This is a genomic window from Methylobacterium sp., from assembly GCF_028290105.1.
Lineage (GTDB): Bacteria > Pseudomonadota > Alphaproteobacteria > Rhizobiales > Beijerinckiaceae > Methylobacterium.
This window is the reverse complement of sequence record NZ_JAQGKL010000250.1, coordinates 1-10551: the sequence shown is the minus strand read 5'-3', so window position 1 is coordinate 10551 and position 10551 is coordinate 1. Positions and strand designations below refer to the sequence as shown.

General features: G+C 67.7%; 11 protein-coding genes and 2 pseudogenes. 11 read left to right on the top strand and 2 right to left on the bottom strand.

The window, feature by feature from the left end; genetic code table 11:
• Nucleotides 1-237: pseudogene (locus tag JWQ05_RS17645) on the top strand (DNA replication and repair protein RecF); the annotation flags it as partial.
• A 347-nt stretch (nt 238-584) separates the two neighbouring features.
• On the opposite strand, the gene JWQ05_RS20760 reads toward JWQ05_RS17645, so the two are convergent.
• Nucleotides 585-728: a type II toxin-antitoxin system VapB family antitoxin gene (locus tag JWQ05_RS20760; protein WP_366944618.1), complete on the bottom strand. Its 144-nt coding sequence runs from the start codon at nt 726-728 to the stop codon at nt 585-587.
• A gap of 117 nt (nt 729-845) precedes the next feature.
• Here JWQ05_RS20760 and recQ point away from each other — a divergent pair, with 117 nt between their 5' ends.
• The 10 genes and pseudogenes from recQ (at nt 846) to JWQ05_RS17590 (ending at nt 9889) form a co-directional block, all read left to right on the top strand.
• A complete protein-coding gene (recQ, locus tag JWQ05_RS17635) occupies nt 846-2711 on the top strand; it encodes a DNA helicase RecQ (protein ID WP_299661116.1) in 1866 nt (621 codons plus the stop codon).
• 127 nt (nt 2712-2838) lie between these two features.
• Nucleotides 2839-4002 carry a hydrolase gene (locus JWQ05_RS17630; protein ID WP_299661118.1) on the top strand — a complete coding sequence of 388 codons (1164 nt, stop codon included), beginning with the start codon at nt 2839-2841 and terminating at the stop codon, nt 4000-4002.
• A 108-nt stretch (nt 4003-4110) separates the two neighbouring features.
• Nucleotides 4111-6336, top strand: a complete 2226-nt coding sequence (gene purL / locus JWQ05_RS17625) for a phosphoribosylformylglycinamidine synthase subunit PurL (RefSeq protein WP_299661113.1) — start codon at nt 4111-4113, stop codon at nt 6334-6336.
• A gap of 31 nt (nt 6337-6367) precedes the next feature.
• Complete coding sequence (locus tag JWQ05_RS17620) at nt 6368-6604, top strand: BolA family protein (protein ID WP_299661110.1); 237 nt, start codon at nt 6368-6370, stop codon at nt 6602-6604.
• A 43-nt stretch (nt 6605-6647) separates the two neighbouring features.
• Nucleotides 6648-6809 (top strand): annotated as a pseudogene (locus JWQ05_RS17615) (DUF29 family protein); the annotation flags it as partial.
• A gap of 89 nt (nt 6810-6898) precedes the next feature.
• Entirely contained in the window at nt 6899-7141 is a 243-nt protein-coding gene (locus tag JWQ05_RS17610; protein WP_299661120.1) for a hypothetical protein, read from the top strand.
• Nucleotides 7142-7168: 27 nt separating this feature from the next.
• Nucleotides 7169-7510 carry a Grx4 family monothiol glutaredoxin gene (gene grxD, locus JWQ05_RS17605; RefSeq protein WP_299661107.1) on the top strand — a complete coding sequence of 114 codons (342 nt, stop codon included), beginning with the start codon at nt 7169-7171 and terminating at the stop codon, nt 7508-7510.
• A gap of 131 nt (nt 7511-7641) precedes the next feature.
• Nucleotides 7642-8541, top strand: coding sequence for an NAD(P)/FAD-dependent oxidoreductase (locus JWQ05_RS17600; protein ID WP_299661104.1), 900 nt, complete (start codon nt 7642-7644; stop codon nt 8539-8541).
• A gap of 76 nt (nt 8542-8617) precedes the next feature.
• Nucleotides 8618-9505 carry an SMP-30/gluconolactonase/LRE family protein gene (locus JWQ05_RS17595; protein WP_299661101.1) on the top strand — a complete coding sequence of 296 codons (888 nt, stop codon included), beginning with the start codon at nt 8618-8620 and terminating at the stop codon, nt 9503-9505.
• Between the two features lie 168 nt (nt 9506-9673).
• On the top strand, nt 9674-9889 hold the full coding sequence (locus tag JWQ05_RS17590; protein ID WP_299661098.1) for a hypothetical protein: 216 nt from the start codon (nt 9674-9676) through the stop codon (nt 9887-9889).
• A gap of 12 nt (nt 9890-9901) precedes the next feature.
• Here the strand turns inward: JWQ05_RS17590 and JWQ05_RS17585 are convergent.
• Nucleotides 9902-10551: hypothetical protein (locus tag JWQ05_RS17585; RefSeq protein WP_299661096.1), on the bottom strand; the 650-nt coding region annotated here is incomplete at its 5' end.

Genomic DNA, 10551 nt, shown 5'->3' with positions numbered 1-10551 from the left:
GGCCTCGTGCTGGCCCATGCCCAGTTGGTCCAGGCCATGTGCGGGATCGCGCCGGTGATCCTCCTCGACGAGGTCGCGGCCCATCTCGACCCGCGCCGACGCGCCGGTTTGTTCGACGCCCTCGAAGCACTCTCGGGGCAAGTCTGGATGACGGGGGCGGACCCCGCTTTGTTCGTCGAGCTCGAAGGGCGGGCGGACAGAGTGCGGATCGTCGACGGGCGGGTCGCGCCTGCGTGATCGCGCGCGATCAGGAGACATTCGCGCGTGGGCCGACGCGATATCGGTTTGTGAGAAGTTTTTGTCGACGAACAGCGGAGGGACACCGTTCGGGCGGGCGCAGACGTATGAAAAACAATCGCCGGGATTGCGTTGCGCCGGATGGCCCCGGCCTTTGCCAAAGCGCGCATAGGCCGACATCGCTTCACGGGTTTCCAGCGCCGCCAAGAGCACGAGCGCCACTGCGGCCTGTTTCATTAAGCGCTCGACCGCGACGATCGCTGAGGCGTCGAGGTCCATCAGCTTTTCCTGGTGCAGACTGTCGTGGAAGCGCCTGTCTGCCTTCAGGCCGGCCTCGGGATAAGCCGTCAGGGCGTCTTGAATCGGCCACAGCCGCTCAGTGGCGAGGCGTCGCCCTCCAGGCGCTCGACCTCGTTCGCCAACGCGATCCGCACCGCCTCGGTCTTGCTCACGTTGGCGAGGGCCGCCACCTTCTCCGCGAGGCGATTCACCTCCTCGCTTCGGATGTTGAGAGGCATTAAGATCGCTATTGCGTAGACGTACCCAGCTCAGTGTCTACACGCCGGCCGATCAAGCCGTGTCCCGAAATCCCCACCTCAAGGCATGCGATGACCAGCCGTCTCGACGAGGCCCGCGCCGCGTTGAAAACGACCTTCGGCTACGACGATTTCCGCCCGGGCCAGGACGAGGTCATCGGTGCGGTGCTGGATGGGACCGACGTGTTCGCGGTCATGCCCACGGGATCGGGCAAGTCCATGACCTACCAGCTGCCAGCCTTGGTGGAATCGTCGCTCACCGTGGTGGTCTCGCCTCTGATCGCGCTGATGCATGATCAAGTTCAGCAGATGCTCGGCTTCGGGGTCGCCGCCGCGACGCTCAACTCGTCGGTGGCCGAGGCGACCTCCCGCGAGACCTGGCGCCGGATCCGCAGCGGCGACCTGCGCCTGCTGTTCGTCTCGCCCGAGCGGCTGATGATGGAGGGGCTGATGGATGCCCTGCGCGGCGTCGGAGTCCGCCGTCTCGCCGTGGACGAGGCGCATTGCGTCTCGCAATGGGGCCACGATTTCCGGCCCGAATACCGCGATCTCGCCCGAGCCCGCGAGGCGCTGGGCAACGTCCAGACCGTGGCGCTCACGGCGACCGCCGATCAGGCGACCCGGGCCGACATCACCGAGCGGCTGTTTCCCGCGGGCCGCGAACTCAAGGCCTTCGTTCATTCCTTCGACCGGCCGAACATCCGCCTGACCTTCGTGCCGAAGGACAACCCCACGCGGCAGATCGAGCGCTTCCTGAAGCATCGGCGCTCGGAGAGCGGGATCATCTACTGCTCCTCGCGCAAGCGCACGGAGCAGCTCGCCGAGACCCTCGCCAAGGACGGCTTCAACGCCCTGCCCTATCACGCCGGTCTCGACCAGGGCACGCGCATGCGGAACCAGGACACCTTCCTGCAGGAGGACGGCGTGGTGATGACCGCCACCGTCGCCTTCGGTATGGGCATCAACAAGCCCGACGTGCGCTTCGTCTGTCACGCCGACATGCCCTCGAACGTCGAGGGCTATTACCAGGAGATCGGCCGCGCCGGACGCGACGGCCTGCCCGCTGATACGCTCACCATCTACGGCCTCGACGACATGGCCCTGCGCCGGCGCCAGATCGACGAGAAGGACGTGCCGGACGAACGCCGCCGGGTGGAGCGTCGCAAGCTCGAGGCGATGATCGGGCTCTGCGAAGGCGCCACCTGCCGCCGGCAATCGCTGCTCGGCTATTTCGGCGAATCGAGCGACCCCTGCGGCCGCTGCGACCTCTGCCGCTCCGGCATCTCGCTGATCGACGCGACGGTTCCGGCCCAGAAGCTCCTGTCGGCCATCGTGCGCACCGGCCAGCGCTTCGGGGCGGCCTATGTCTGCGACGTGGTCCACGGCAAGGAATCCGACACCATCCGCCGCAATGGGCACGCCGCGCTCAAGACCTTCGGGGTCGGGGCCGACAAGCCTATCGCCGCGTGGCGCGCCATGCTGCGCCAGCTCTTCGCGGCGGGCGCCGTGACCGAGAACGGCGACGGCTTCGGGGGCCTTTCGCTCACCGACAAGGGTGAGGCGATCCTGTTCGGACGCGAGCCCATCCAGATGCGCCCGGACCCCGAGCCGAAGGTGGCCGAGCCGCGCGACCGCAAGCGCGGGGCGAACCGCGAGGATGCGAGCCTCGACCTCGACCCTGCGACCGAGGCCCTGTTCCAGCACCTGCGCGGCCTGCGCGCCACCATCGCCCGTTCCGAGGGCATCGCGGCCTTCATGGTGTTCCCCGACCGCACCCTGATCGAGATGGCGCGCATCAAGCCCGTCGATCTCTACGCCCTGCGAACCGTGCACGGCGTTGGAGAGCGCAAGCGCGAGGCCTATGGCGACCGGTTCGTGGCGGCCATCGCCGAATTCCTCGCGCACGAGTCAGCCGCTGCGGGGCCTCGGCGGGCCTGATGCGCTTTCGCACTCGTCTTCGCGAACGCGCATCGTGTAGGGACGGGCGCGATCCCGGAACTTGGACGGACCTCCCATCGAACAGTCTTCAGAGCCGACCGCGGTGCCGCCCCGTCAGGTCTTCTACATGCCGGGCTTCGACCCGCGCGAGCCGGAGACCTATTGGGGCCTGTTCCGGCGGGAGAGCCGGCTCGCCGCCGTTCGTCGTGGCCTGACGATCACGGTCGGCGATCCCGAGCGCACGCCGGACGGCTTGGCGCTCGATTGGGACGTCACCCTCGACGGGCAGGCCACGCGCTACACCCTGCTGCGGTGGGACGACATCGTGCGGGCTCGGTTTCCCCGTTCGAACGGGCGGCGCCTGTGGCAGGTGCCGGCGCTCTGGTGGCGGCTGCTCCGCTCCGGCTACCTCCGGCCGTTCCGGCGCGAGGCCCGGCGCTTCGCGCGTGTCATCATCGGCGTGCATCTCATCTATCTTTTCCTGATCGCTCTCAGCCTCGCCCTGGCGGTCGGGCTTGTGGCGCTCGTGCCCGCACCGGGCCGGCCGTGGGCCTTCCTCGCCGTTCCCCCCCTTGCCTACGCGGTACTCGCGCTCCTCATGCGTGTGACGCGGGGCAAGCCGTTCTACGTGGCTCACCTCGTGGACGACGCGGCCTTCACCCACGACCACGCCAGCGGCGCCGAGACGCGGATGCGCGCCCGCCTCGACCGCTTCGCCGACATCATCCGGGCGTCGGAGGGACGCGCCTCCGAGATCGTCGTGATCGGCCATTCCTCCTCGAGCTTCCTCGGTCTCGAAGCCCTGGACCGCATCCTGAACCGCGATCCGGAATTCGGCCGGCGCGGCACGCCGGTCTCCTTCGTGAGCATCGGCAGCGTCATCCCGTGGATCACACTGGACCCCCTGGCCGCAGAGACCCGCGCGGCACTCGCCCGCGTCGCCGCCTGCGACGCGATCCGCTGGCTCGACGTGCGGGCGAAGTGGGACTGGCTCTCGGTGCACAAGCGCGATCCGCTCAGCGCCTCCAAGCTTCCGGCTCCCCTCGCCCATCGCCCGATCGCGATCCATGTCCGGATCGACGATCTGATCGAGAAGCGCATCATCGCGCGGCGCAAGTGGAACCTGTTCCGCATGCATTTCCAGCTTCTCATGTCGAGCCGGGACCCGGAGGCTTTCGACTACATCGCCTTCGTGGCCGGGCATGAGCCGATCCATGTCCTGATCCGGCGCTGGCGCGACGCCGGCGAGCAGCCGAAGGGCCGCTTCGTCGAGGATTCCGCGGAGGATTAGAGCGACGCGGGCGGACCCATCCGCGATCGCATGTTGCCAGGGCGCGCCGTTCCGCTCTAGAGCCGTCACGGCCGGACCCGGAGGCGGGCCCGGCCTAAGAGGGGTCGCATGTTCCGCAACGATGTTCCGATCACCCCCGAACTGGTTCGCCAGCACGGCCTGACACCGGACGAGTACGCGCGCTTCCGCGGGCTGATCGGGCGCGACCCGACGCTGACCGAGCTCGGCATCGTCTCGGCCATGTGGAACGAGCACTGCTCCTACAAGTCCTCCCGCAAGCACCTGCGCGGCCTGCCGACCTCGGCACCGTGGGTGATCCAGGGACCGGGCGAGAACGCTGGCGTCATCGATATCGGCGACGGCCTCGCCTGCGTCTTCAAGATGGAGAGCCACAATCACCCGAGCTTCATCGAGCCCTACCAGGGCGCGACGACCGGTGTGGGCGGCATCCTGCGCGACGTGTTCACGATGGGCGCGCGGCCGATCGCGGCGCTGAACGCGCTCCGTTTCGGTTCGCCCGACCACCCGCGCACCCGCCACCTCGTCTCGGGGGTGGTCGCGGGTATCGGCGGCTACGGCAATTCCTTCGGCGTGCCGACGGTGGGCGGCGCCATGGGCTTCCATCCGCGCTACGACGGCAACATTCTCGTCAACGCCATGGCGGTGGGCCTCGCCCGCACCGACGCGATTTTCTACGCGGCCGCCACCGGCGTGGGCAATCCGATCGTTTATCTCGGCTCCAAGACCGGCCGCGACGGCATCCACGGCGCCACCATGGCGTCCGCCGAATTCGACGATGCCTCCGAGTCGAAGCGCCCGACCGTTCAGGTCGGCGACCCCTTCGCCGAGAAGCTGCTGCTCGAGGCCTGCCTCGAGCTGATGGCGTCGGGCGCCGTCATCGCGATCCAGGACATGGGGGCTGCCGGCCTCACCTGTTCGGCCGTCGAGATGGGCGCCAAGGGTGACCTCGGCGTGGAACTCCACATCGAGAAGGTGCCGGCCCGTGAGATGGGTATGAGCGCCTACGAGATGATGCTCTCCGAGAGCCAGGAGCGCATGCTCATGGTCCTGAAGCCCGGCATGGAAGCCGAGGCCGAGGCCATTTTCGTCAAGTGGGGCCTCGATTTCGCGATCATCGGGCACACCACGGATACGCTCCGCTTCGTCGTGAAGCACGACGGCGTCGTCATGGCCGACCTGCCGATCAAGGAGCTCGGCGACGAGGCCCCGCTCTACGACCGGCCGCACATCGCCAACACCCACCAGCCGATCATTGCCGCCGCGGACGTGCCCGAGACGGTCGGCAGCGCCGAAGCCTTGAAGCGCCTCGTCGGCTCGCCGGACCTGTCCTCGAAGCGCTGGGTCTACGAGCAGTACGATCATTTCATCGGCGGCAACACCGTGCAGAAGCCCGGCGGAGACGCCGCGATCGTGCGTGTCGAGGACGGCCCGCGCGGCCTCGCCATGACCGCCGACGTGACGCCGCGCTACTGCGAGGCCGATCCGGTCGAGGGCGGCAAGCAGGCCGTCGCCGAAGCCTGGCGCAACATCACGGCAGTGGGCGCCCGCCCGCTCGCCATCACCGACAACCTGAACTTCGGCAACCCCGAGAAGCCGGAGGTGATGGGCCAGCTCGTCGGCTGCCTGAAGGGCATCGGCGAGGCGTGCCTCGCCCTCGATTTCCCGGTCGTCTCCGGCAACGTCTCGCTCTACAACGAGACCAACGGTGTCGGCATCCTGCCAACCCCGACGATCGGCGGCGTCGGCGTCCTCGACGATGTCACGCGTTACGCCACGATCGACCTGAAGCGCGAGGGCGACGTCCTCGTCCTGGTCGGCGAGACCGCGGGCTGGCTCGGACAGTCCGTCTATCTCTCGGTCATCGCCGGGCGTGAGGAGGGTGCGCCGCCCCCGGTCGATCTCGCCGTCGAACGTCGCAACGGCGACTTCGTGCGTGGGCTGATCACCGCCGGCCTCGTCGACACGGTCCACGATCTGTCCGACGGCGGCCTCGCGGTGGCGCTCGCCGAGATGGCGTTGGCAGGCGGCCGTGGCGCGGCCCTGCCGGCGGTACCGGAGGGCTTGGCTGCCCATGCCTACCTCTTCGGTGAGGATCAGGCGCGCTACCTGCTGGCCGTCGACCCCGAGACCGTGGCCGATCTCCTCTACAGTGCGTCGGCGCAGGGCATTCCGGCGGGCGTCATCGGAGTCACCGGCACCGACCGTCTGACGCTGCCGCGCGGCGAGAGCATCGCGGTGGCTGATCTGCGGGACGCGCACGAGGGTTGGCTGCCGGCCTACATGGCGAGTCAGCCGGCCGGCATTCCCGCCTGAACCTCTTTCCCGATCGTCAGGAGATAACCCCATGCCGATGGATGCGCGTGAGATCGAGGCGATGATCCGCGAGGCGCTGCCCGACGCCCGGATCGAGATCAAGGATCTGGCCGGAGACGGCGACCACTACGCCGCCACCGTCCTGTCCGAGGCTTTCAAGGGGAAGACCCGGGTCGCCCAGCACCAGATGGTCTATGGCGCGCTCCAGGGGCGCATGGGGGGCGTCCTCCACGCTCTTGCGCTGACCACGGGCGTCCCCCAGGATTAAGGCGGCGTCCTTCAAGATCGAGGGGTCTCCCGGGTCGGACCACATGGAACAGCCGAGCCTCTACGACAACGACATCGTGACCTGGGCCGAGCAGCAGGCGGCTGGGGTTCGCGCGCTCGCGTCACGGCCCGAGCTGTCCAACGCCCTCGACTGGGAGAATATCGCCGATGAGATCGAGAGTCTGGGTCGATCCCAGACCCAGGGTGTCGAGAACGCGCTCATTCTCGTCCTCGTGCATGTCCTGAAATCCTCTCGGCACCCGCCGCTCAGTCGACGCGATCCTGGCGGGTCGACGTGGTCGCCTATCATCCGACGGCGCGCCGAAACTACAAGCGCTCGATGCGCCAGCGGATCGAATGGCAGGATCTATGGGCGACGGCAAAGGCGAATGCCGACGTGTCGCTCCAGCTATTCGGCGATCGGCTCGTCGACGGGGTGCCGTTCGAGCCCGAAAAACTCGTGTCCAAGACCTTCGATATGGACTGGGCGCTCGAACGCCTCGCCGCAGCCTTGGAAATGCCGGCCGACCATCACTAGATCAAGCCTTCAACGAGGATAGATACCATGACCGACGCCAACACCACGATCGAGAACGAGATCAAGTCGCAGGACGTGGTCGTGTTCATGAAGGGCACGCCGCAATTCCCGATGTGCGGCTTCTCGGGACAGGTCGTGCAGATTCTGAATTACCTCGAAGTGCCGTTCAAGGGCGTGAACGTCCTCGACGACATGGCGATCCGCGACGGCATCAAGGCTTTCTCGAACTGGCCGACGATTCCCCAGATCTACGTGAAGGGCGAGTTCGTCGGCGGCTGCGACATCACCCGCGAGATGTTCCAGTCCGGCGAACTGTACCAGTTCCTATCGGAGAAGGGCATTCCCGTGAAGGCACCGACCGCCGCCTGAAGCGGTACGCGGGACCGACGTCGAACGAGGGCGCGCGAGCGCCCTTTTTCATGTCCGGCGCCTAAGCGCACGAACATCGCCGGTGGCGCGACCGTTAACGAGGCGACAGACCTCGTCCGGGAGCGACACGAATGCGCGACGTCATCATCGTGGGTGGCGGCCCGGCCGGGCTCAACGCGGCCCTCATCCTCGGTCGCTGCCGGCGCGACGTCCTCCTCTGCGATGCGGGTACGCCGCGCAATGCGGTCTCGCCCCGGACTTGGGGTGTCTTCACCCGGGACGGCACTCCGCCCTTCGAGATGCGGGCGCGCGCCCAGGCAGACCTCGAGCGCTACGCGACGGTGGAGCGCCGCGAAGTGGCGGTGGTCAGGGCGGAACGCCAGGGGTCGGCCTTCGAGGTCGCGCTCGCCGACGGCAGCCGTGAGACCGCGCGAAAACTCATCCTCGCAACCGGCCTGCACCAGGCGCTCCCCTCGGTCGAGGGCTTCGAGGCGTATTGGGGCCACGGCGTCCATTCCTGTCCCTATTGCGACGGCTACGAGAACCGGGACCGGCCCCTTGTCGCCTATGCGCACGGACAATCGGCGAAGGGCATGGCCCTCGAACTGACCGTGTGGAGCCGCGACGTCACCCTCTGCACCGACGCTCACGCGACCGCGTTCACCGACCACGACCGGCAGCGCCTTGAGCGCCACGGGATCGCGGTCGTCGAGACGGCGATCCAGCGCCTCGAAGGCGACGGACGGCAGCCGGAGCGGCTCGTCTTCGCGGATGGCAGCACGTGCCCCTGCCACGCCGTCTTCCTGATGCCGATGCCGTGCGATCCCTCCGATCTCATCACCCAGCTCGGCTGCGATCTCAGCAGCAAGGGGACCGTTCCCACCGGCGAGTACGAGACCACCAACGTGCCGGGTCTGTTCGTGGCGGGCGATGCGTCCCGCAGGGTCCAGTTCGCCGTCGTCGCCGCCGCCGAGGGCGCCATGGCGGCGTTTGCCGCCAACACCGAGCTCCTGCGCGAGGACGTCGCCTGAGATCCCGGCGATGACACACCGCCCGCACCCGAATGTGCCCTTCAACGCCGCCTTGCTTGACCGGGAGTCAGACGCGATGTCCGTCACCGTCCATCCGCACACGCCCCGCGTCGCCGTCGCCTGCGGATGCACGCTCGGGGAGGAGGCGACCTGGGATGCACGCTTCGGAACCCTGACCTGGGTCGATGTCGAGGCCCCTACGATCTGGCGCCTGCATGCGGCGAGCGGCACCACCGAGACGTTTCCACAGGCGGAAAAGATCGGTTTCGCGCTTCTCACAGACGACCCCGACACGGTGGTGGCGGGCTTCCAGTCCGGCGCAGCGCTGCTGAACCTGAACACCGGTCGGCGCGAGGCGCTCGTGGGCGCCGACGCGGATGCGCCGGGCGTGCGACTCAACAGCGGACAGATCGGCCCGGACGGCGCCCTCTACTTCAGCACGATGGAGGATGCCGAGAGCGCGCCGAAGGGAAACTTCCACCGCTGGCACGCGGGGCGGCTTCAATCCTTCGGCGGGCCGGTCACGGTGTCGAACGGGCCCGAGATGGCGCCGGACGGCACCCGGATCTTCACGGCGGACACGACCGAGGGGCTGATCCGTGTCCACAACCTTCGCGCCGGCTCGGTCGGACTGGCATGCCCTTTCGCACAGTTCGAACCTGGTTGGGGCAAGCCGGATGGACTGACGGTGGATGCCGAAGGTTGTCTCTGGGTCTGCCACTACGGCGGATCACGGATCACCCGCTTCGATCCGCAGGGACGCATCGAGCGTGTGCTGCCGGTCCCGACAGCACTGGTGACGAAATGCGCCTTCGGAGGCGCCGACATGACGACGCTCTTCATCACCACAGGGGCACGTGATCGCGACCCCTCCCTCGACCCGATGGCGGGGCATCTGTTCGCGGTCGAGGCCGGCGTTCCGGGCGTTCCCGCAAACCTCTATCGACCTCCTCGAACACTGTAATCAGGTGCGATCCCGCACTGCATTCATCGGCAGCGCGGTGCAAACATAAATGGACGGTAAATAACCGCAGGGTTTCGGAACGGATTGCCGATATCCCCGTTATCTGCCAATGACAGGCTCTGACGCCCCGATCGGGGGCCTCATAGGGCCTTGGGTCCGGTGGCCACCATGCCTGTGTTCGAAGCCAAGAATCTCGACTCCGACTATGAGGGCTTCGCCTTCCTGGCGGCTATCCTGCATCCGTCGGCGGAGGCCCAGACCAGGGCTCTGACCCATGGCCGCAACCGGGCGTCGCGTGGCGGAATGATCGTCGATCCGATGACGATCGAGCCGCGTTTTCCGGTCCGCTCCGCCGAAGCCGAGATCGAGACACAGGGCTCTTAAGCCCCTCGATGGCTACCAAGCCTGGGGGGTGATCGTCCCCTGCTTGGTCACGACGACCCAGGCCTTGCCCCTGCGCTCGATGGTTTCGATCCGTCCGGCACCCGGGACGGTATCGCCCAAGCCGACCTCGACCAGTCGGTGCTTTCGGTCCTCCAGTACGGCAATCCCGTCATAGACTTCCCGCACGGCCCAATTTTCGTTCGGTGCGGGTTTCGGCTTTTCGGGGATCGTACCGGTCTCCGTCGGCTCGAGCGTCGTCTTGCTAGCCTGGGGCGCAGGAGCGGCCGGTGTCGGCGCGACAACTCGCTTTTCCACCTGGGCCGTCAGGCTCGCCAACCGTCCGGTCTGTTCTTTCTCCGCCTGTTCGAGACGGTCGCCCATGACGGTGATTTTGGTCCCGAGCGATTGCTCGGCGCGGCCGAGGCGCTCGGCGAGGCTCGCGTTGCGCGTCTTGGCTTCCGAGCGCGCGGCGTCGGCATTGTCTTGGATTTGGGCTAGGCTCTTGCCCAGCCGCTCGGTCTGGCGCTCGGACTCCGTCCGAATCGCCTCGACCTGCTGACGCAGCTGCCCAAGCATCTCGGCACTTTCACTTCCGCGGGGCGCCGTCAGGCCCATCGCGGCCGCCCCGATCAGGGCGCCGAGACCGAGAGCGGCCGCCGATA

Coding starts and splice junctions, on each gene's coding strand:
- recQ (WP_299661116.1), top strand. CDS start 846: ATGACCAGCCGTCTCGACGAGGCCCGCGCCGCGTTGAAAACGACCTTC.
- JWQ05_RS17630 (WP_299661118.1), top strand. CDS start 2,839: ATGCCGGGCTTCGACCCGCGCGAGCCGGAGACCTATTGGGGCCTGTTC.
- purL (WP_299661113.1), top strand. CDS start 4,111: ATGTTCCGCAACGATGTTCCGATCACCCCCGAACTGGTTCGCCAGCAC.
- JWQ05_RS17620 (WP_299661110.1), top strand. CDS start 6,368: ATGCCGATGGATGCGCGTGAGATCGAGGCGATGATCCGCGAGGCGCTG.
- grxD (WP_299661107.1), top strand. CDS start 7,169: ATGACCGACGCCAACACCACGATCGAGAACGAGATCAAGTCGCAGGAC.
- JWQ05_RS17600 (WP_299661104.1), top strand. CDS start 7,642: ATGCGCGACGTCATCATCGTGGGTGGCGGCCCGGCCGGGCTCAACGCG.
- JWQ05_RS17595 (WP_299661101.1), top strand. CDS start 8,618: ATGTCCGTCACCGTCCATCCGCACACGCCCCGCGTCGCCGTCGCCTGC.
- JWQ05_RS17590 (WP_299661098.1), top strand. CDS start 9,674: ATGCCTGTGTTCGAAGCCAAGAATCTCGACTCCGACTATGAGGGCTTC.